At 49.2% G+C, this 21,414-nt stretch carries 20 protein-coding genes, 1 other RNA gene and 2 other annotated features; of the genes, 3 read left to right on the forward strand and 18 right to left on the reverse strand.

Annotation, left to right across the window (positions count from 1 at the left end; genetic code table 11):
• Positions 1 to 5: 5 nt before the first annotated feature.
• The 6 genes from ABIC15_RS01685 to recD2 form a co-directional block, all read right to left on the reverse strand.
• Entirely contained in the window at positions 6 to 299 is a 294-nt protein-coding gene (locus ABIC15_RS01685) for a DUF1292 domain-containing protein (protein ID WP_012370939.1), read from the reverse strand.
• A complete protein-coding gene (locus ABIC15_RS01690; protein ID WP_012370940.1) occupies positions 286 to 573 on the reverse strand; it encodes a DUF1292 domain-containing protein in 288 nt (95 codons plus the stop codon). Before ABIC15_RS01690 ends, ABIC15_RS01685 begins: the two co-directional genes overlap by 14 nt.
• 12 nt (positions 574 to 585) lie before the next feature.
• Complete coding sequence (ruvX, locus tag ABIC15_RS01695; RefSeq protein WP_012370941.1) at positions 586 to 1,008, reverse strand: Holliday junction resolvase RuvX; 423 nt, start codon at positions 1,006 to 1,008, stop codon at positions 586 to 588.
• Positions 1,005 to 1,274, reverse strand: coding sequence for an IreB family regulatory phosphoprotein (locus ABIC15_RS01700; RefSeq protein ID WP_026827846.1), 270 nt, complete (start codon positions 1,272 to 1,274; stop codon positions 1,005 to 1,007). The genes ruvX and ABIC15_RS01700 overlap by 4 nt, the downstream gene beginning before the upstream one ends.
• A gap of 34 nt (positions 1,275 to 1,308) precedes the next feature.
• A complete protein-coding gene (gene alaS, locus ABIC15_RS01705) occupies positions 1,309 to 3,951 on the reverse strand; it encodes an alanine--tRNA ligase (protein ID WP_012370943.1) in 2,643 nt (880 codons plus the stop codon).
• Between the two features lie 60 nt (positions 3,952 to 4,011).
• Positions 4,012 to 4,229 (reverse strand) — a binding site (T-box leader).
• 42 nt (positions 4,230 to 4,271) lie between these two features.
• Positions 4,272 to 6,497, reverse strand: coding sequence for an SF1B family DNA helicase RecD2 (recD2, locus tag ABIC15_RS01710; protein WP_354019556.1), 2,226 nt, complete (start codon positions 6,495 to 6,497; stop codon positions 4,272 to 4,274).
• 116 nt (positions 6,498 to 6,613) lie between these two features.
• Between recD2 and ABIC15_RS01715 the strand changes: the two genes are divergently transcribed.
• Positions 6,614 to 7,162 (forward strand): VOC family protein, encoded by a 549-nt coding sequence (locus ABIC15_RS01715; protein WP_012370945.1) that lies wholly within the window; start codon positions 6,614 to 6,616, stop codon positions 7,160 to 7,162.
• Positions 7,163 to 7,218: 56 nt separating this feature from the next.
• Here ABIC15_RS01715 and ABIC15_RS01720 read toward each other — a convergent pair whose 3' ends face one another.
• The 4 genes from ABIC15_RS01720 to cymR are packed head-to-tail and all read right to left on the reverse strand — an operon-like array spanning position 7,219 to position 10,578.
• The gene (locus ABIC15_RS01720) at positions 7,219 to 7,875 is read right to left on the reverse strand and encodes a tetratricopeptide repeat protein (protein ID WP_012370946.1); all 657 of its coding nucleotides are present in this window, start codon (positions 7,873 to 7,875) and stop codon (positions 7,219 to 7,221) included.
• Positions 7,876 to 7,888: 13 nt separating this feature from the next.
• Complete coding sequence (mnmA, locus tag ABIC15_RS01725) at positions 7,889 to 9,013, reverse strand: tRNA 2-thiouridine(34) synthase MnmA (RefSeq protein ID WP_012370947.1); 1,125 nt, start codon at positions 9,011 to 9,013, stop codon at positions 7,889 to 7,891.
• Positions 9,014 to 9,025: 12 nt separating this feature from the next.
• Positions 9,026 to 10,156, reverse strand: a complete 1,131-nt coding sequence (locus ABIC15_RS01730) for a cysteine desulfurase family protein (protein ID WP_012370948.1) — start codon at positions 10,154 to 10,156, stop codon at positions 9,026 to 9,028.
• A 14-nt stretch (positions 10,157 to 10,170) separates the two neighbouring features.
• The gene (cymR, locus tag ABIC15_RS01735) at positions 10,171 to 10,578 is read right to left on the reverse strand and encodes a cysteine metabolism transcriptional regulator CymR (RefSeq protein WP_041261991.1); all 408 of its coding nucleotides are present in this window, start codon (positions 10,576 to 10,578) and stop codon (positions 10,171 to 10,173) included.
• A 63-nt stretch (positions 10,579 to 10,641) separates the two neighbouring features.
• On the opposite strand from cymR, the gene ABIC15_RS01740 reads away from it, so the two are divergent.
• A complete protein-coding gene (locus ABIC15_RS01740) occupies positions 10,642 to 11,955 on the forward strand; it encodes a replication-associated recombination protein A (protein WP_012370950.1) in 1,314 nt (437 codons plus the stop codon).
• Positions 11,956 to 11,991: 36 nt separating this feature from the next.
• Here ABIC15_RS01740 and ABIC15_RS01745 read toward each other — a convergent pair whose 3' ends face one another.
• The 3 genes from ABIC15_RS01745 to ABIC15_RS01755 form a co-directional block, all read right to left on the reverse strand.
• Positions 11,992 to 12,756, reverse strand: coding sequence for a tRNA threonylcarbamoyladenosine dehydratase (locus ABIC15_RS01745; RefSeq protein WP_354019559.1), 765 nt, complete (start codon positions 12,754 to 12,756; stop codon positions 11,992 to 11,994).
• A gap of 97 nt (positions 12,757 to 12,853) precedes the next feature.
• Positions 12,854 to 13,043, reverse strand: a non-coding RNA gene (ssrS, locus tag ABIC15_RS01750) — 6S RNA.
• 67 nt (positions 13,044 to 13,110) lie between these two features.
• The gene (locus ABIC15_RS01755; RefSeq protein ID WP_012370952.1) at positions 13,111 to 14,313 is read right to left on the reverse strand and encodes a DASH family cryptochrome; all 1,203 of its coding nucleotides are present in this window, start codon (positions 14,311 to 14,313) and stop codon (positions 13,111 to 13,113) included.
• A 140-nt stretch (positions 14,314 to 14,453) separates the two neighbouring features.
• On the opposite strand from ABIC15_RS01755, the gene ABIC15_RS01760 reads away from it, so the two are divergent.
• Positions 14,454 to 14,576: a hypothetical protein gene (locus tag ABIC15_RS01760; RefSeq protein ID WP_012370953.1), complete on the forward strand. Its 123-nt coding sequence runs from the start codon at positions 14,454 to 14,456 to the stop codon at positions 14,574 to 14,576.
• Positions 14,577 to 14,661: 85 nt separating this feature from the next.
• Here the strand turns inward: ABIC15_RS01760 and ABIC15_RS01765 are convergent, their stop codons facing one another.
• The 5 genes from ABIC15_RS01765 to ABIC15_RS01785 form a co-directional block, all read right to left on the reverse strand.
• The gene (locus ABIC15_RS01765) at positions 14,662 to 15,249 is read right to left on the reverse strand and encodes a DNA-3-methyladenine glycosylase (RefSeq protein WP_012370954.1); all 588 of its coding nucleotides are present in this window, start codon (positions 15,247 to 15,249) and stop codon (positions 14,662 to 14,664) included.
• A gap of 59 nt (positions 15,250 to 15,308) precedes the next feature.
• Complete coding sequence (gene aspS / locus ABIC15_RS01770; RefSeq protein WP_354019562.1) at positions 15,309 to 17,075, reverse strand: aspartate--tRNA ligase; 1,767 nt, start codon at positions 17,073 to 17,075, stop codon at positions 15,309 to 15,311.
• Positions 17,072 to 18,352, reverse strand: coding sequence for a histidine--tRNA ligase (gene hisS, locus ABIC15_RS01775; protein ID WP_251139424.1), 1,281 nt, complete (start codon positions 18,350 to 18,352; stop codon positions 17,072 to 17,074). The genes aspS and hisS overlap by 4 nt, the downstream gene beginning before the upstream one ends.
• Before the next feature lie 40 nt (positions 18,353 to 18,392).
• Positions 18,393 to 18,616: a binding site (T-box leader), on the reverse strand.
• 56 nt (positions 18,617 to 18,672) lie between these two features.
• Positions 18,673 to 19,110: a D-aminoacyl-tRNA deacylase gene (dtd, locus tag ABIC15_RS01780; protein WP_012370957.1), complete on the reverse strand. Its 438-nt coding sequence runs from the start codon at positions 19,108 to 19,110 to the stop codon at positions 18,673 to 18,675.
• A gap of 13 nt (positions 19,111 to 19,123) precedes the next feature.
• On the reverse strand, positions 19,124 to 21,322 hold the full coding sequence (locus ABIC15_RS01785; RefSeq protein WP_214763538.1) for a RelA/SpoT family protein: 2,199 nt from the start codon (positions 21,320 to 21,322) through the stop codon (positions 19,124 to 19,126).
• Positions 21,323 to 21,414 lie beyond the last annotated feature (92 nt).

Consider the following 21,414-nt stretch of genomic DNA (forward strand, 5'->3'; position numbering starts at 1 on the left):
TCGGTTTAGTCAAGCTCGTCTTCTAATGTATTAAAGACTTCTTCAATTTCATCCCAAGTTTCTGCATCGTCTTCTGCGATTGGAACGAGGTTGAAATCATCATCACCTTCACCGTACTCTTCTAACTCATAAACGAAGATGTCGACTTCTTCTGCTTCATCATAATCCGCGCCGACAGGCTCAAGGAAAATGTAAGTTTTGCTTGAGCGTGGGCTTTCATACCGTAAACGCTCGGCAAATTTAAATTCGTTGCCTTCCCCATCGGGAATTACGTAATGTGTAGGTTCATTCTGTTGCATCATTCATCCGCTCCTTTAATGCAGCCTCAAGTTCATCCCAAGTCTGCTCATCGTTTTCATCAATCAGGCTGAGTTCAAAATCATCTTCGCCTTCGCCAAACTCGTCGATTTCGCAAATGATTAAATCATCTGCGCCCTCTTCCGGATGACCGATCATTTCGAGAAATAAATAGGTCTTGCCGGTTCGCTCACTGACATAACGGTACCATTCTTCGAAAAGATGTTCGCCACCGTCTTCATCAGGAAAGAGATACTGCCGTTTTTCTTCAGACATCTCATTTCCTCCTTATCGATTTGCCCGATCCAAATAAGATTGCAGGATCATGACTGCTGCCATCTTATCGATGACTTGTTTCCGTTTTTTCCGACTGACATCGGCATCGATCAGCATACGTTCTGCCTGCATCGTCGTCAGTCTCTCGTCGACAAGAACAGTCGAAAGGCCCGTCTGGGTTTCGATTTCACGCGCGAACGCTTCACTCGCCTCAGCTCTGGGACCAATTGACCCATTCATGTTTTTCGGATGTCCGATGACGATGATTTCGACACCGTATTCCTTAATAATTGCCTCGAGTCGTTTGAAGGCGACCGGGTATTCAGGTTCTGTCCATTTGATGGTTTCGACGCCTTGTGCTGTCCAGCCCATCAAATCACTCACCGCAACACCGATCGTCTTCGAACCGACATCAAGTCCGATGGCACGCTTCATTTTTTGTCTCCACTCTCCGATAGATAAGATTTCACGAGTTCTTCCAGTAGTTCATCACGCTCAATCTTTCGGATCATATTACGTGCATCGTTATGACGAGGAATGTAAGCAGGATCACCGGAAAGTAGATATCCGACGATTTGGTTGATCGGATGATAGCCTTTTTCTTCTAAAGCATGATAGACCGTCAGCAATACTTCGCGTGTCGCCGCCTGGCTATCGTCTTCTGGAAAATTAAATTTCATCGTTTGATCCATCTGACTCACGTTAATCACCTCTTTCATTTACACTACTTCTCTATTATGCCAGTGATTGCACGTAATGTGAAGTAAACGCAAGAGCTTCGTTTAATTTTGCAGGATCTTTTCCGCCGGCCTGTGCCATGTCCGGACGACCGCCACCACCGCCGCCGCAACGTGTGGCTACTTCCTTGATCAATTTACCGGCATGGTACCCTTGATCGATTAAGTCTTTTGAGACACTCGCAACGAGGTTGACTTTGTCTCCCTGCGCACTACCGAGGACGATGATTGCCGAACCGAGACTTGACTTCAGTTCGTCCATCATGCCGCGAAGGGCATCCATATCCGAGACGTCGACTTGCTTCGCAAGCACCTGGACGCCGTTGATCTGCTCGACATCATCTTTAAGTGACGCCGCTTCGATGTTTGCAAGTTTTGCCTGCAATGATTCGTGTGCCCGTTCCGTTTCGCGAAGCTGGACTTGAAGTGCTTCGATTCGTCCCGGTACTTCCGTCGTTTTCGTTTTCAGGACACGTGCTGCCTGCTCGAGTGTCTGCAGGTGACCGTTCATGACATGGTAAGCGCCTGCTCCTGTAACAGCTTCAATCCTGCGTGTTCCGGCTCCGATGCCTGATTCGGAAACAATCTTGAACAGACCGATTTCCGCTGTATTGCGGACGTGAATCCCGCCACAGAGTTCGATCGAATAGGTTCCAGCCGAAACGACACGAACCGTCTCGCCGTATTTTTCACCAAACAGTGCCATTGCCCCTTTTGCTTTCGCATCAGCAATGTTCATCTCTTCAATTTCGACTGCAAGTGATGCCCAAATCGCTTGGTTGACATCCTGTTCGATTGTTGCTAATTCTTCGGCCGTTACTGCTCCGAAGTGCGAGAAGTCAAAGCGCAGACGTTCCGCTGAAACAAGTGAACCCGCTTGGTTGACGTGTGTTCCGAGTGTGTCTTTCAACGCTTTATGCAACAAGTGGGTTGCCGTATGGTTTTTCGTGATGGCTTGACGCGACGATGCTTCGACCGCGGCATGAACGGATGCATCCGCTAAAGCAATCCCTGTCCGGACCACAACGGTATGCAGATTTTGACCGTTTGGTGCTTTTTGGACATCTTTGACATCGAGGACGAAATCCGGACCCGTGATTGTTCCTGAGTCAGCCACTTCTCCGCCGCTCTCTGCATAAAACGGTGTAACATCAAGCAACAATTGTGCTTCCTCGCCGGCAGCGACTTCTGTTACTCGTTCTCCATCATGCAACAAAGCAATGATTTTTGCATCCGCCTCAAGGTCCGTATAACCAACGAATTGACTTGGAACAGTCAAAGTTGCCAATACTTCTGATTGTTGTTGCATCGAACCGCCGTCTTCACGGGCAGCACGGGCACGTTTACGCTGCTCATCCATCGCCCGTTTAAATCCTTCTTCATCGACCGACATCTGATGATCTTCCGCATATTCAACCGTCAGTTCAAGCGGGAAACCGTACGTATCATACAAACGGAAAGCATCTTCTCCGCTGATGATATGTTCGCCGTTATTTTTGGCAGCTTGTGCCACTGTGTTCAGAATGGCAAGACCGTCATGTAATGTCTCGTGGAATCGCTCTTCCTCGTTTTTGATGACACGTTTGATGAAATCTGCTTTTTCCGGAACTTGCGGATAAAAATCGACCATGACGCTGCCGACTGTATCAACGAGTTCGTACATGAACGGACGTTCAATCCCAAGCATTTTTGCATAACGGACAGCACGACGAAGCAATCGGCGTAAGACATAACCGCGTCCTTCGTTCGAAGGCAACGCTCCGTCTCCGATGGCAAAAGCAACCGTGCGGATGTGGTCCGCGATGACTTTGAACGCGACATCCAGTTTTGTGTCTTCGCGATAACGTTTCCCGCTGATTTCTTCCGTTTTGTGGATGATCGGCATGAACAAGTCCGTATCAAAGTTCGTCGGTACGTCCTGCATGACGCTCGCCATCCGCTCAAGACCCATTCCGGTATCGATGTTTTTACGCGGTAATTCTGTATAGTTGCCGTGTCCGTCATGATTATATTGACTGAATACGATATTCCAGATTTCAAGGTACCGTTCGTTCTCGCCGCCCGGATAGAGTTCAGAGTCGTTCGGATCATCGCCGAAAGCCGGTCCACGGTCGAAGAAAATCTCCGTGTTCGGACCTGAAGGACCTTCCCCGATTTCCCAGAAGTTATCTTCAAGCGGGATGATGCGCTCAGCCGGCACACCCAGTTCGAGCCAGATTTGACGCGCAGCATCGTCTTCCGGGTGAATCGTTACGGAAAGACGATCCGGATCAAGACCGTACCACTCGTCACTCGTCAAGAGTTCCCAGCCCCATTTGATCGCATCTTCGCGGAAGTAATCGCCGACCGAAAAGTTTCCGAGCATTTCAAAAAACGTATGGTGACGTGCTGTTTTCCCGACGTTTTCGATATCGTTCGTCCGAATGGATTTCTGTGCGTTGACAATCCGTGGATTTTGCGGAATGACCCGTCCATCAAAATATTTTTTTAACGTAGCGACACCCGAGTTGATCCAAAGTAACGTCGGATCCTCAATTGGAACGAGTGATGCGCTTGGTTCGATTGCGTGCCCTTTAGACTGGAAAAAGTCGAGATACATTTGACGGATTTGTGCACCCGTCAACGGTTTTAATGGTTTCATCGAAAATACCCCCATTGATTAATTTGTCCTGAACGCAAAAAAACGATACATTCATCCCTGAAAAGGGACGAAAGCATCGCTCTCGTGGTACCACCCTCGTTCGTAAAGACAATTGCTCCCTTTACCTCGAAAAATCCGTTAACGGAGATTACCCGCAAGTGTTTGCACTCGACTCCGGAAGGAGCTTCAATCGAATCGTCATGAAGATGGTTCCAGCAATTCCATCTCTCTCTGGTCATGAAAACTACGATTTACTTATCTTCCATCAACGTTTTGCGTCCATTCATCTACCGTGATTATTACCTATCTGATGCATTCAGTCAAGTCTTTGTCATACCGCCGAGCCGTTCAATGAGCCGTGTCCGCCGGCGCGGTTCTTCCTCTTGTGACGCTTTATGGAAGGCACGGGGATCTCCGAACAACAGCAGACTGGCTTTGGCCCGAGTGACGGCTGTATAGATGAGATTCCGGGAATGCTTGAAGGCACCGGTGAAAAAGACCGGCATCAACACAATCGGAAACTCCGATCCTTGCGCTTTATGAATCGTAATCGCGTAAGCATGCGTAAATTGATCCCAGTCACTCCGGTTATATTCAACTTCCGTCTGATCGAACCGGGCAATGATTTTATCGACTTTATCCACGTTCTCCTTCGCAAAGAAGATATTGACGATTTCACCGATGTCACCGTTGTAGACATTCTCTTCCGCATTGTTGACGAGCTGAAGAATCTTGTCTCCGCTCCGGTAAATCCGTGTCCCCTGTTTGACTTCCCGTTTTTTCGGCGCTTCCGGATTGTAGACTTTTTGCAGAACGATATTCAATTCGTCGATGCCCACCTGTCCGCGGTACGTCGGCGCTAAAATTTGAACGTCAAACTTCGAATATCCTTTCGCCAGTGCTTTTTCTGCAAAAGCCGCGATACCGCGCAACGATTCCTGCGGAGCAAGCGAATAAAAACGACGGTCGGATAAAGGGGCCAGCAAATCAGCTGACGTGACCCGGTTTTTTAAATCGTGGGCCAACCGGAGAATCGAGGAATCTTCGGCCTGCCGATGGACGACGTTGAGCCGGACGACCGGAATACCGTCCGTATCCATCAAGTCGGCAAGGACTTGCCCCGGACCGACCGACGGCAGCTGGTCCCGGTCGCCGACGAATAAAATCTTCATGCCGTTTGGCACGGCCCGTAACAAACTCGATAACAGATAGATGTCGATCATGGACGATTCATCGATGATCAGTACTTTACCGGCAATCGGTTGGTCTTCGTCCAGCTGGAAGTTCGTCCCGTCATATTTTAATAAGCGGTGAATGGTCATCGCCGGAACGTCCGTTGCTTCCGACAGCCGTTTGGCCGCCCGTCCGGTTGGTGCGACGAGCACATACGGATAGACTTCGCCTGACTTGACCTGACTTTTTTCAAGCGGCCAATCATGGATTTCCTGAAGCGCATGCAAAATCCCTTTGATGACCGTCGTCTTCCCCGTACCGGGTCCGCCCGTCAGGACCATCAGCGGTGCCTTGACCGCAAGCTCAATCGCATCCCGTTGCTGAACGGCGTATTCCATACCAAACCGTTCTTCGAGTTGACCGATGGCTGACAAAATTGTCGCCACATCGACTTCCTGCTCGGATCCGTTCGCCATGACACGGGCCAACTCTTTTGCCGCCCGGACTTCCGCATAGAAAATCGTCGGCAGATACAAACAACCTTCTTCGAGTTTGACCTTATCTTCCGTCAGCAACAGCTCGATGGCTTGTTCCAGGCGTTCCCCCGGATCCTCACCGAGTAGACGCGGTGCCCGCTGTAACAGGGATTCGACCGTCGCGAATGCATGCCCTTCTCCCGCTTCCTGCTCCAGTATATGCATGATGGATGCTGCGACCCGTTCCGGATGCAGTCCGATAAGTCCGAGATGCGAGGCAATTTGGTCGGCTGTCTTAAAACCGATTCCACTGACCTCATACATCAAGGAATAAGGATTTTCACGAATTCTCGCCATCGCATCCCCTTCGTACGCTGCATAAATCTTTGCTGCGAGTTTTGGGGTGACATCAAACGGTGCTAAAAAAAGCATCAGTTGATCGACACCGTATAAGGTCGCGAGCCGGCTGAAGATGACATCCGCCTGCTTCTGTTTTAACCCGGGGACACGATCGAGTGCTTTACTGTCCTTTAAGATGATGTCAATGGCATCTTCACCGAGCGCATCGACGATATTTTTCGCTGTTTTCGGACCAATGCCGGTAAACGATCCGTTCGTCAAAAAACGGACGGCAGCGTGTTTCGTCATCGGGACCGAACGCCGGATCAACTCTGCTTTTAGTTGTTTGCCAAATCGCGGATGATCAATCAACCGTCCGAACGCTTGATACGTTCCGCCGAGTTCGATTCCGACACCGGTTCCCGTAACGACAAGCTCCGTTTCTTTTAGTTCAAAGTTTTTTTCCTTGATCGCCATCAGGACGATGGAATGGGCTTCTTCTTCGGAGGAAAAAAGCACACGTTTGATACGACCGACTACTTGATGGGGGTGCTCCATCACTCCACCTGCTCTCTTTCTGGACTCCGTTACTCAGTTATTATCATAGCACTCGTTTAAGGGATTTTAAATGAGGGAAACATTCCTTGATATATTATCTGAATGGAGGAACAAACATGGGACGTCTACCGATCGCAGGATTATGTGAATTAGTTTTAGAAGTGCAGGACATGGACCGGGCCGTCGCCTTTTGGAACGGAACGCTCGGTATTCCAATCGTTGAACAATGGGCACCGGAAGATGCAGAGCCGAGTCATGAACAGGAAAAACAGGATGGGATTTGGGCGACATGGTTGTACATCGGAGGAAACACCCGTCTCGGGCTTTGGCTCAAACGGGACTTTACGATGGAAGAACGGACCGTCAAAAACCTTCCCGTGACAGAGTGGGACAGTCTGTATGATGAAGGCGGCGTTCATGTCCACTGTGCCTTTTATATTGAGAAAGACGAATTTAACGAAGCACTTGATTTGCTTCGGGGTGCATCGATTGACGTCAAGATTCGGGAATGGGATGAACAAGAGACGTCTAATGACAAGGAATACTCGGCTTATTTTAAAGATACGGAAAACAATGTTATTGAGCTCTATACGAAAAATATGGATGAAGCCTATGAGGAATTTTCCGGTCCGCCGCTTCGCATCGTCCGCGAGATCGGGCACTAAGAAAGACTCTGCTGTATCGATTGCCACAAGCCGTCGACAGCAGAGTCTTTTCCTGGTTATTTTAGTAAGGCATCCATTTTCGCTTTGGCATCCTGCGCCAGCGTATGGTTTGGTTGATAGGCAAGAACGGTTTCGAGCTCTGTATAACATGCTTCCTGCTGACCTAAAAAGGCCAGTGCGATGGCATAGTTGTAACGGGCATCCGTATGTGTTTCTTCGAGCAACAGAACTTGTTCGAAAATTTCAGCCGCTTCTTCGATCTGCTCGTTCTGAGCAAGAGCAAGACCATACTGGAAGGCGATTTCGACATCCACCCCGTTCAGTTCCGTCGCCTGTTTCAAACGCGGAATCCCCCGAACCGGATCCCCGAGCTTTTGATACGTCAGACCGAGCATGAAATGGAGATCGGCATCATCGAGTCCGTGCAGCAAAGCAAGACGTAACGACTCTTCCGCCTCTACCAATAAATCCGCCGAGAAGTATAAGGCGCCTTTGGCATAATGGGCACTGGCGAACGTCGGATCAATCGTCAAGGCTTTATCGTAAAACCGGAGTGCCCGGTCGGCATCGTCCATCGATTGGAGTAATGTCCCCAAGTTGACGTAACCGGTCGGGTCGTTCGGCTGTTCTTCAATGGCATCATTAAAAGCTTGAGCCGCTAATTCATAATTACCGGATTCTAAATGTCGGAATCCGACTTCGTTGTAATTCATCCCAATCTCTCCCTTATGCAAGATACGTTAATGCTTGACCTGCTTTGTAGGCATCGTCAATCGTTGCTCCGCCGAGACAGACATCTCCGTCATAAAAGACGACGGCTTGTCCGGGAGTAATCGCCCGTTGCCGTTCGTCGAATGCAACGTCCAGACGTCCGCCGTCGAGGACACGGACCGTGACCGGTGTATCCGTCTGACGGTAACGGAACTTCGCCGTACAGCGGAATTCTGTTCCGGCCGGCATCGTTGCCGTCCAGCTGATGTCAGAGGCATATAATCCTTCTGAATAAAGCAATTCATTGTGGAATCCTTGCTCAACGAACAAGATGTTGTCTTGCAGGTTTTTCCCGACGACGAACCACGGCTCACCGTCTCCACCAATTCCAAGACCGTGACGTTGTCCCATCGTGTAATACATCAGACCGTCATGACGCCCCATTGTTTTACCGTCGAGTGTCCGCATTTCACCGGGTTGTGCCGGCAGATACTGACTGAGGAACTGTTTGAAATTCCGTTCCCCGATGAAACAAATACCGGTTGAATCTTTTTTCTTGGCCGTCGCAAGGTTCGCTTCTTCGGCAATTTTCCGAACTTCTGATTTTTCCATATGTCCAATCGGGAACATCGCTTTCGCAATCTGATCCTGCGACAGTTGGTTCAGGAAATACGTTTGATCCTTATTTGTATCGACACCGCGCAATAATTTATGCTCCCCGTCTTCATAGACGGCACGGGCATAATGACCTGTCGCGACGAAATCGGCGCCTAAGCGCATCGCATGGTCAAGGAATGCTTTGAATTTGATTTCTTTATTACACATGACATCCGGATTCGGTGTCCGGCCGAGTTTATATTCATCGAGGAAGTACGTAAAGACTTTGTCCCAGTACTCTTTCTCGAAATTGACCGCATAATAGGGAATACCGATTTGGTTGGCGACGGCGATGACATCTTCGTAATCTTCCGTTGCTGTACAAAATCCGTTCTCATCTGTATCGTCCCAGTTTTTCATGAAAATCCCGATGACGTTGTAACCTTGTTGTTTTAATAAATAAGCCGTAACGGAAGAATCGACACCGCCGGACATCCCGACGACGACCGTTGTTTCCTCCGGTGCTTTAGCGCGTGTATTCATTATTTTCACCTCTTAATTGTTCTGAAACGATTTTACGACATCTATCAGGCCTTGTGCGAGCAGTTCGACTTGTGACAGGTCGTTTCCCCGGCCAAAGCTGATCCGGACCGATTGTTTCGTCCGCGGATTTTCACCATACATTGCTGACAGGACATGTGACGGTTCGACCGATCCTGCCGTACAGGCACTTCCGCTCGAAACGGCAATCCCCCGCATGTCGAGCATAATCAAAAACGGTTCGATCTCGACGTCCGGGAAGTACAGGTTGAGAACTTGCGGCAATCCGTCTGTCCCGTTGACTTCAAACTCGATCGTTGAGGAACGAAGCCGTTCGAGCAATGTACGCCGCAACAGTTGATACTGTTCAAACTGTTCTTCGCGTTCCGTTGCCGTCAGCCGGACTGCTTCCGCAAAACCGACGATACCGGCAACATTTTCCGTTCCGGCACGACGCTTTCGTTCCTGTTCCCCGCCATACGATTGAGGAGCCAGTTTGACGGCAGAACGGATATATAATAAGCCGACGCCTTTTGGTCCGTTGATTTTATGACTTGATGCCGACAGCAAATCGATTTGCATCGCTTCCACGTCAATCGGCGACTTCGCAAAGACTTGGACGGCATCGGTATGGAAAATAATCTGTTGTTCCCGGAGGAAACGACCACATGCCGCAATCGGCTGGACCGTCCCGACCTCATTGTTTCCGAACATGATCGATACTAGAATCGTATCTGGCCGAACGGCTGCCCGTAACGCCTCTTCCGTTATAATGCCGGACTCCGGTATTTCAAGATACGTCACGTCGAATCCCCGCTTTTCCAGTTCCTCGAACGCATGGAGCACGGCATGGTGTTCAAACCGTGTCGTGATGACATGACGGCCTTTCGACTGATACTGCATCGCGGCACCGATGATGGCATAGTTATCCGACTCCGTGCCGCCGCTCGTAAAGAGAATTTCCGTCGGTTTGGCGTTCAGTTCCGTTGCCATCATTCTTCGCGCCGTGTCAATCGCAGCCCGTCCCGTCCGTCCGAATGCATGGACGCTTGACGGATTCCCGAATTGCTCGAGCATGTAAGGCGTCATCTTTTCCAAAACTTCCGGCCGCATCGGCGTTGTTGCCGCGTGATCAAAATACATCATCGTTTTTTCACCTCTCATATATAAAACATGTAACCCGTGTCATCTTCTTCGGCTAAATCTTTTAATGTCGTCGTATCCAAAACTTGATCGACGGCACTTTGAATTTTATCCCACAATTTTCGTTTCGTCACTTCGTCACAATTATCGCCTTCAACGACGACAAGCGGACCTTCAAGCAGACGGATGATATCCCCTGCTGTGATTTCTTCGGCCGAACGGCCTAATTTATATCCACCGTATGCTCCGCGGACACTTTTGACGAGACCGCCGTTTCGGAGCGGGGCAATCAATTGCTCCAGATAATGTTCAGACAGGTCGTACATCTGGGCAATTTTTTTTAAAGACAACGGCTTTGCCTCGCCTCCTTTGGCGAGTGCAATCATGATTGTCAGACCATAACGGCCTTTTGTCGAGATTTTCATCATGCGAAAAGACATCCTTTCTAGTATAGTAGTAGCTAAAAGTTGAAAGAAGGAACGCTACCTATGGCTAATTTATTTGAATCACATTCTCCGGCCGGTCCGCTCGCCAATCGGATGCGCCCTCAATCACTGGACGAAATCGTTGGCCAACGCCATTTGATCGGAGAATCAACCTTGTTACGCCGGGCAATTCTCGCCGACCGGCTTGGGACGGTTATTTTTTACGGACCACCGGGAACCGGAAAAACGACGCTCGCCCGTGTCATTTCCAGTTATACGAAATCGGCATTCGAACAGCTGAATGCTGTCACGGCAAAACTGGATCAGTTGCGTGAAGTTTTAAAAGCAGCGGAATCTCGACTGCAGTTTGACCAACAAAAAACGATTTTATTTTTGGATGAAATTCATCGTTTCAATAAAATGCAACAGGATGCTTTACTGCCTGCACTCGAAGCCGGAACGATCACGCTGATTGGCGCGACGACGGAAAATCCGAGTTTTGAAGTCAATGCCGCTCTGTTATCGCGGGCAACTGTCTTCCGGTTTGAAACGCCGACGACAGAAGATTTACGGGTCGTCCTCCACCGGACGTTACACGATACAGAACGTGGTCTCGGCAAATATCCGATTACCGTCACAGAAGAAGCGGTCGATCATTATGTCAAACTGTCGGACGGGGATTACCGGGCACTGCTCAACGCACTCGAACTCGCCGTTTTGACGACACCGGAAATTGACGGTGAAATTACGATTGATCTTTCCGTAGCCGAAGAATCGATTCAGCAAAAAGCCTTGAAATACGATAAGGACGGAGACCGGCATTACGATGTCATCTCAGCTTTTATCAAATCAATTCGCGGTTCGGATCCCGATGCTGCCCTGTACTGGCTTGCCGTCATGATTGAGGCCGGGGAAAGCCCCCGCTTCATCGTCCGTCGCCTCTACGTCCACGCGGCAGAAGATATCGGATTATCGGATCCGCAGGCCTTGCTGATTGTGGATGCCTGTGCCCGGGCCTGTGAATACATCGGTTTTCCGGAGGCACGGATTCCACTCGCCGAAACGGTGCTGTATCTTGCGACGGCACCAAAATCGAACACGGTCATTACCGCGATCGACCAGGCACTTGAACTCGTCCGTCGATCGGACGGCGGTCCGGTTCCACCGCATTTACGGGACGCTCATCATGCAGGTGCTGCAGCACTTGGTAATGGTGTCGAATATCAGTATCCACACCAGTTTCCGCATGCATATGTCAAACAGAACTACTGGCCGGAAAATCTGGCACGAACCAAGCCCGTTTTTTACAAGCCAAGTCCCCGTGGGTTCGAAAAACAATTGCAGGCCCGGCTCGACTTTTGGAAAAAACAACCGTAAACGATGAGAAAAAGCGACCTCAACAGGTCGCTTTTTTTAACGGACACGTTCGATGACGACGCCGGCTTCCCGGACAATCTCATTGATGACATAACTTGCCGCAATCAATCCACCGACCGACGGGACAAACGCGTTCGAACTCGGCGGCATTTTAGCTTTTCGAATCACGGCTTCATCGTTTCCGACGACTTGACGAACTTCTTCGATGATTTTGACCGGTGGTTCATCCGAAAAGACGACCGGGACTCCTTTATGGATCCCTTCCTTACGCAGGCGCGTCCGGATCACTTTTGCGAGTGGATCGTAAGTCGTATCTTTAATATCAACGATCTTGATTCGTGTCGGATCCATCTTATTCGCCATTCCCATACTCGAAATGATTGGAATCTGACGTTGTTTACACTCTTTGATCAAATGAATCTTAAACGAGACGGTATCCGAAGCATCAATCACATAATCCGGATTTTCTGCGAAAAAGGTTTCATATGTTTCTTCGTTGTAGAACATTTTCAAACGGACGATTTCTAAATTCGGGTTGATTTGCATCAGGCGATCCGCCATTGCATCGACTTTCGGCTGACCGACCGTCGGAAGCAACGCATGGATTTGACGGTTGACGTTTGTGATATCAATATCATCTTTATCCACCAGAATCAAACGTCCGACACCGCTGCGTGCCAGGGCTTCCGCCGAAAACGAACCGACGCCGCCGATTCCTAAAATCGCTACAGACTTGGATGCCAATGCGTCAAGTCCGGTCTTACCGATTGCCAGTTCATTACGTGAAAATTGATTTAACATCTCATAACCTCACAATACTCATACTGTTTTACTCGGAATTATATCATAAAAAAAAACGTCATGCGACGTATGGTGTGATTCATCTAAAAAAGAAACGATGGGACCCGAAGTGCCGTGTCGATACCTTATTTTTGAACCTGCTGCGCAGGTGGGTGTCTTATCCGATTCCTATTCGTACGTCCTCCTGCTGTGTTACGAGGCATGTACTACTAGTTGGAACGTCAAACTCCCTATCAAAAAAGAGTGGCTCAAAGATAAAAGGCGGCTCTCGTACATCTCAGGAACCCCATCTGTTGCATTTAATATAGCATTCCCCTTATCGAAATGCAACTGGTTCCGACTCTTAAAATTTGATCATTTTTCAGTCGTTTCACTTGACATCCAACGTCGGATAAATGCTCTGTTCGGATCATATTTTTGTTGTTGAAATTCAGGATTAAACCGGGGTGTCCGGGTCGCATTTCCGACTCCTGCGATATACGCCCAGTTTCCGTAATTGGAGGCAACATCGTAATCAATCAACTGCTGTTCAAAGTACCGTGCGCCGATCCGCCAATCCTGTTTCAAGTCATGAATCAAATAACTGGCTGTAATTTGACGTCCCCGGTTTGACATCCAGCCGGTGTCCTTGATTTCCCGCATGAAGGCATCCACAAACGGTTCTCCCGTCTCGCCGGCCATCCACGAATCGATTGCCGCCTGATCCGTCTTCCACGTCAAGCGACCGTCCTTCAAACCGTTCGAGCGAAACAGCCGGTGTCCCGTCTCGCGCATCGTCAAATGGAAGAAGTCCCGCCACAATAATTCAAAGTATAGCCAGTAGGTCGATTCATTCGCGCCGTGTTCCTGTTCCGTCCGTTGCAGTTCTGCCATGACCCGTCGCGGGGACAGTGAACCGTTGGCAAGCCAGGCGGAGAGTTTGGAAGAATCATCAACGTTAAAACCGTTCCGTGTTTCTTTGTAGGTAAAAATCGGTTGTTCCAGATACGCTGCTAACCGGTTCCTGCCGGCCGCCTCGCCTCCGATGAACGGAAATGCGGTTCGCGGGTCATAACCACCTCTCGTTTGCGGCAGTTCGATATACTGTATGTTCCCGGGTGCTTCGATCGGCTCCGCGAACCGGCCATCTTGTTCGACTCGTTTCCGGAAAGCCGTAAAGACACGTTTCAGTTCGTCACTGCCGATATCGTCCCGGAGATGGAGCGTCTGGGTCTCGTACATTCTCGTGTTAAAACGCTTCTGTACTTCCTGTTCCTGTCGTGCTTCATATTCACCTGTCATCCGGTGAAAATAAACGACGTCTTCCGGTTGAATGAACGATGTCAGTTGTTCAACCGTCTCCCCTTGTAAAATCGTCAGTTCGATGCCGAGTTGTACCAAATGTTCGTTTAAGGATTGTAGAGTTTCCTCTTCAAATGTCATCTGCTGTTTGCCACGACCGTCTGCTGTCTGCCGAACGAAAACAGCACGGACTATCTTCTCTTCTTCGCATGCGCGTGTCAATGCCTCATGATCGTCGACCCGCAAATCTTTTCGGTACCATACAACTCCTGCCATATCCTCAGCTCCTTTCTCTTTTCTACCCGTACTATCTCAATCTTACTTCCTTTCGCAAAGAACCAATGTGCTAGAAAGGTTTTAAGTTTTTGTTTTCGTGGAATATGATTAGTACAACTTACTAAGGAGTGAAACATTTCATGGCTGCTAAAAAAGGGAAATTAAGAACATTGATCACGCTTGCTACGACGGTTGGACCGATCGTCTACAAATTCTATAAAAAGCAACAATCTAAAAAATCAATCAACACACCAAAACGATAAAACAGCAAACGTGTTTCTCTTCTTAGAGAAACACGTTTTTTGATGCCAGGATGTATCCATCAGCGGTACATCTTTTTTATACGGTTTATTTTTTACTGACCCCATTGCTTTCCCGTTCGTAAAACCGCCATGGATACGCTGTTGCTTCTCCCGCATTCGGAATCCCGATCCTCGTCGTCTGGACGATTTCAGTCGCTTGACCGTTCTCAATCTGAAACCGGTGATCCGTGTAGAGATCAGCACCTGAATCGTCCGTTCTCAATCCGAAGGCCTGACATAATTTAGCGGGACCGTTGACGAGATTTTTTTGCTCGGTTTTGGTCAGTTCCGCATACGGCTTCCCAAAACGGCGGTCAGCAACTAAATCGTGTCCGGTGATGATTTCCGCTCCGCGAAGCAAAATCCCATATCCTTGTCCGACTTCCCCGCAGACGATGTTCAAACAATGATGCATGCCATAGGTGAAATACACATAGATATGACCGGCCGGGCCAAACATCGGCGCGGTCCGTTTTGTCGGTCGTCCACTGTAGGAATGGGCGGCTTGATCGTGCGGACCAAGGTACGCCTCCACTTCGACAATCCGCATCGTAACGTGTTCGACCGTCAACAGACTCCCTAACAATTCTGGTGCCACCTCAACCGGTGACCGTTCAAAAAATATCCGTTCCATCTCCAGTCCCCCTTATAAAAAAACAGATTCCCTTCAGGATCGAAGGAAATCTGTTGGTATTATGATTGTTTGACTGCTGTCCGAATCGACAGTTCATTCAATTGTGCGTCTGAAACCGGGCTTGGTGCCGCTGTCAACAGATCGCTCGCAGAAGCTGTTTTCGGGAACGCAATCGTATCGCGTAAGTTCGTCCGGCCTGCAAGCAGCATGATCAGACGGTCAAGACCAAGTGCGATACCGGCGTGCGGTGGTGTGCCGTACTCGAATGCTTCCATCAGGAAACCAAATTGTTCGTTTGCTTCTTCTTCCGTGAAGCCAAGCAATTTAAACATCCGCTCTTGAATATCACGTTCGTAAATCCGTTGTGATCCGCCACCGAGCTCATAACCGTTCAAGACAAGGTCATAGGCAACAGCGAGGACACTGCCCGGGTCTGTCTCGAGTTTATCGAGATCTTCCCGACGCGGCATCGTGAACGGGTGGTGGTTCGCATAAAAACGACTGTCCGCTTCTTCAAACGTCACGAGTGGGAAGTCCGTTACCCACAGGAAGTTGAAGACGGTTTCGTCAATCAAGCCGAGTTCTTTTCCTAGTTTTTGACGAAGGGCACCCAGACTGTCGGCAACAATTGATGCTTTTGCCGCGACGAACACAAGTAAGTCACCAGCTTCCGCTGTCGTCGCTTCGACGAGTCGGGCTGTTGCTGCCTCATCAAAGAACTTCGCAATCGGCCCGTTCAGTCCGTCAGCGGTCACTTTAACCCAAGCAAGGCCTTTGGCACCATAAATTGCTGTAAACTCTTGTAATTTATCGATGTCTTTACGGGAGAACTGATCGGCTGCCCCTTTGACATTCAAGGCTTTGACTTCGCCACCTGATTCAAGCGCCATGTCGAAGACTTTGAAGCCAGCTCCTGTGACGGCTTCCGCGACATCAATCAATTCAAGACCGAAACGCGTATCCGGTTTATCTGAACCGAACCGGCTCATCGCTTCCGCATACGGCATCCGCAGAAACGGCGTCGTGATGTCTTTTCCGAGTGTTTCTTTCATGACACGCGTCATCATCGATTCCATCATCGCATACAGATCTTCGACGTCCATGAAACTTGTTTCAATATCGACTTGTGTGAATTCCGGTTGACGGTCGGCCCGTAAATCTTCATCACGGAAACAACGGGCGATTTGGAAGTACCGCTCAAAGCCGGATACCATCAATAATTGCTTAAACAACTGCGGTGATTGCGGTAAGGCGTAAAACTCACCCGGGTGAACACGACTCGGAACGAGATAGTCACGCGCGCCTTCCGGTGTCGATTTCGTTAAGATCGGTGTTTCAACTTCGAGGAAGTCCTGTTCGTCGAGGAAGTTCCGCATGATATTCGAAGCTTTCGAACGCAGACGGAATGTTTCCTGTAATGACGGACGACGGAGATCCAGGTAGCGGTATTTCAGACGAAGGTCTTCCGATGTCTGTTCCGCTTCTTCACTGATCGGGAACGGCGTCATTTTCGAAGCGTTTAAGATGATGACTTCGTCTGCGACGACTTCGACTTGGCCGGTCGGGATGTTCGGGTTCGGATTTTCACGCTGGACGACTGTCCCTTTGATGTCGAGCACGTATTCCGAGCGAATCGATTCCGCCAAACGGTGTGCCTGTTCGTTTTCCGGTTGGAAGACGACTTGGACGATACCGGTCCGGTCACGAAGATCGAGGAAAATCAATCCCCCGAGGTCACGTCGTTTTTGGACCCATCCTTTTAGTTGAACGGCTTGGCCGATCGTTTCCTCTGTTACGGTTCCGTTCATGTGTGTACGTCCGATCATTGTACTTCCTCCTTTAATTTCGCGACAATCGTATCGGCAACAGCAGATAATGGTACATCAATCTGTTCGCCGGTCGACATGTCTTTTAACGCAGCCGCTCCGCGCTCGACTTCTTCGTCTCCGAGGATGACGGTGAAACGGGCTTTCAAACGGTCTGCCGCTTTGAATTGCCCCTTAAACTTCCGTCCGAGATAATCACGGTCTGCGGCAAGTCCTTCAAGACGCATCAACTGCAACAGGCGTGTTGCCGTTTTTTCAACTTCATCGTTGCCTTGCGCGACGATGAAGACATCAATTGCATCATCGATTTCCGGCAGGACCCCTTCATTTTCAAGCGCCATCAACAGACGTTCGATTCCGATTCCAAATCCGATTCCCGGTGTGGCCGGTCCGCCGATTTGTTCAACGAGTCCGTTATAACGTCCGCCCCCGCAAAGTGTCGTAATCGCGCCGAACCCTTCTGCTTCCGACATGATTTCAAATGACGTGTGATTATAGTAATCCAGTCCGCGGACAAGGGTCGGATCAATCACGTATTCGATACCAAGCGCATCCAGGTGCAACAGGACTTGATCGAAGTACTCTTTCGAAGCCGGATTCAAAAAGTCGAGAATCGATGGGGCTGTCGCCATACTCGGGTGATTCCGGTCGACTTTACAATCGAGTACGCGAAGCGGATTCGCTTCCAGACGGTTTTGACAATCCTGACATAACTCGTGAGCGACCGGCTTAAAGTGGTTGACGAGTGCTTCCCGGTGTGCGGCACGACTTTCGCTGTCTCCGAGCGAGTTGATGACGAGCTTCAGTTTTTTCAGTCCGAATGAGCGGTAAATGCTCATCGCCAGGCTGATGACTTCTGCATCGATGGCCGGCTCTTCACTGCCGAGTGCCTCGACACCGTATTGGTGCAGTTGACGGAAACGTCCGGCTTGCGGGCGTTCATAACGGAACATCGGTCCGATGTAAAAGAGTTTGACGGGCTGATTGGCAGCACCGTACAGTTTATTCGTCACGAATGACCGAACGACTGCTGCCGTCCCTTCCGGACGAAGCGTAAATTGTTCTTTGCCGCGCTTTTCAAGCATGAACATCTCTTTTTGAACGATGTCCGTCGTCTCACCGACACCGCGTTTAAACAGCTCTGTTTCTTCGAAAATCGGTGTCCGGATTTCTTTGTAGTTATACCGTTTACTGATCTCCCGCAATTGGTTTTCAATATACTGCCAACGTTCCACTGTACCGGGAAGTACATCAAACGTTCCGCGTGGTAATTTCATCCTAATTCCTCCTTTTGAATACAAAAAAAGCCCTCGTCCGCAAAGGGACGAGAACTTAAAGATCCCGTGGTACCACCCTGGTTGCTGAAAAATCTCAGCCACTCGGTGCAGTTAACGCCTGCCTACGATTTCCCCTACTCTGTTCGTTTCAGGAAAATACCTCAAAAGGGTCTTTCATCTAGTTCGTCTGATCGCCCTTTCAGCCGGGGAGCGACTCTCTATGCAGCCGAGATCTAAATTACTCTTCTTCGTCATCGGTTCTTAATTCGTTCTGTTATCCTTTATATTGCCTCGTCCAAAAGATCCTGTCAAGACTTTGGTCACTTTTCAAGAATCAACGTCACCGGTCCGTCATTGACGAGCGCAACGTCCATCATCGCTCCGAACTGTCCGGTCTCGACGATGATTCCCTGCTGACGTAAACGAGCGTTGAACGCTTCATACAACTCATTTGCAACATCAGGTTTGGCCGCTTCTGTAAAAGCAGGGCGACGGCCCTTTTTGACGTCTCCGTATAAGGTGAACTGGGACACCGATAAAATCTTCCCCTCGACATCCTGAAGCGACCGGTTCATCCGTTCTTCTTCATCCTCGAACACACGTAACCCGGCAATCTTGTCCGCCAACCAGTTGACTTGCTCCAGCGTATCGTCATGCGTGACCCCGACGAGTAAAAGAAATCCTTGATCGATTTGACCGGCAACCGTCCCTTCGACCGTCACGCTTGCTTCTTTGACCCGTTGTAATACGACTCGCATTTCTATCCGCTCCTTATGTCATCATGACGCGATGCACGGCATACACGTCTGATATTTGTTTAATTCGATCGACGACCTTTTGCAGGTGATTGACGTTGTCGATTGCGATCGTCATTGAAATCTTGGCCTGTTTGCTGTCGTCTCCCTTACCGCTGACAGCTACGATATTCGTGTTCATCGCGGACACCGATTGGAGGACATCATTTAACAGACCCGCCCGGTCAAAACCGGAAATTTCGATTTCGACGTTATAACTCTTGACCGTCTTGCCTTCATGTTCCCATTCGACTTCAAGCAACCGTTCCGGATTCTGTTCATGAATCACATTCAGACAATCGGACCGGTGAATCGAAACACCGCGACCGCGGGTAATATACCCGACGATATCATCACCCGGAACCGGGTTGCAGCAACGGCTCATGCGGACCAGCATGTTGTCGATGCCTTTGACACGAACGCCTTCCGGATTTTGTTTCTTCGGTCGGTCAAACGTCTTCATTTCACTGATGGCTTCGTTTAATTCAAGATTTTTTGACTCTTTGTCTTTGCGCAATTTTTCCGTCAATTTATGCGCGACTTGGGCAGCGGTCAGACCGTGATATCCGACGGCAGCATACATATCTTCTTCTTGACCGAAGTTGAACTTCCGTGTCACGTCCTCAAGTGTCTTATCGTTGATGACATCCTTTGGTTCAAAGCCGAGTTTTTTTACTTCCGCCTCAATCAGTTCCCGACCTTTCGAGACATTTTCTTCCCGTTGTTGCCGTTTGAACCATTGACGGATTTTATTTTTCGCCTGACTCGATACACAAATCTTGAGCCAATCCTTGCTTGGTCCATAACTGTGTTTCGACGTAACGATTTCAATGATGTCACCGGTCTTCAGTTTGTAATCGATCGGCACCATCCGTCCGTTGACTTTTGCTCCAATCGTCCGGTGTCCGATTTCCGTATGGATCCGGTAGGCATAATCAATCGGCACCGACCCTTTCGGCAATTCGATGACGTCACCCTTTGGTGTAAAGACGTACAGCATATCGCTGAAGAAGTCGACTTTGACCGACTCCATGAATTCTTCCGCATCGGCGGTATCTTTTTGTAACTCCAGAATTTCACGGAAGTGGGCGATTTTATCTTCAAAACCTGACTTCGCCTCTTGCTCTTTTCCTTCTTTGTAAGCCCAGTGTGCGGCAATTCCGTATTCGGCGATGAAATGCATATCGCGTGTCCGAATTTGCACTTCAAGCGGTTCACCCTTCGGCCCGATAACCGTTGTATGCAACGACTGGTACATGTTCGGTTTAGGCATCGCGATATAGTCCTTGAAGCGTCCCGGCATCGGTTTGTATTGGGTGTGAATGATTCCGAGAACCGCGTAACAATCCTTGATGGAGTCGACGATGATTCGCACGGCCATCAAATCATAGATTTCGCTGAATTCTTTTTTCGAGTTCTGCATCTTGTTGTAGATCGAGTAGATATGTTTCGGACGACCATCCACCTCGGCTGCGATCTCGACTTCTTCGAGTACTTCGTTGACTTCATCGATGACAGACGTGACGAGCGCTTCGCGTTCCGTCCGCTTTTGTTTCATCATCGAGACAATCCGGTAGTATTGTTGCGGATTGATGTAACGCAGACTGATGTCTTCGAGTTCCCATTTAATCGTCGAAATCCCGAGTCGATGCGCGAGCGGCGCAAAGATTTCAAGCGTTTCTTCTGCTTTTTGGACTTGTTTCTCTTTGACCATATGTTGAAGCGTCCGCATGTTGTGCAGGCGGTCGGCTAACTTGATCAAAATCACGCGGATGTCTTCTGCCATCGCAATAAACATCTTCCGGTGATTTTCTGCCAATTCTTCTCGTTTGGACTTGTATTTGATCTTCCCGAGTTTCGTCACGCCATCGACCAGCATCGCGACATCTGCTCCGAATCGTTCCGTGAGTTCTTCCAGCGTAATGTCAGTGTCTTCGACGACATCATGAAGAAGAGCGGCAACAATCGTCGTCGCGTCGAGTCCGATATCTACCAGTATCCCAGCCACTTGAACCGGGTGAATGATATAAGGTTCACCCGATCGACGAAATTGTCCTTCATGCTCGTCTTTTGCGAATTGATAGGCACGTTCGATATCTTTGACTTCTGCCTCTGTCATGTACTCCGCACATCGAGCGAGAAGGTCTTCTACATTTACGATTTGTTTATTTGTCATCCCTTATCCTCACCCAGTCCCCGGGATTGATTACGCTGAATCCCTAATATATATCCTCTATTATCGTGAAATTTTGATAATATGTCAAAATA

This window comes from Exiguobacterium sp. PvP048, assembly GCF_040549175.1.
Lineage (GTDB): Bacteria > Bacillota > Bacilli > Exiguobacteriales > Exiguobacteriaceae > Exiguobacterium_A > Exiguobacterium_A artemiae.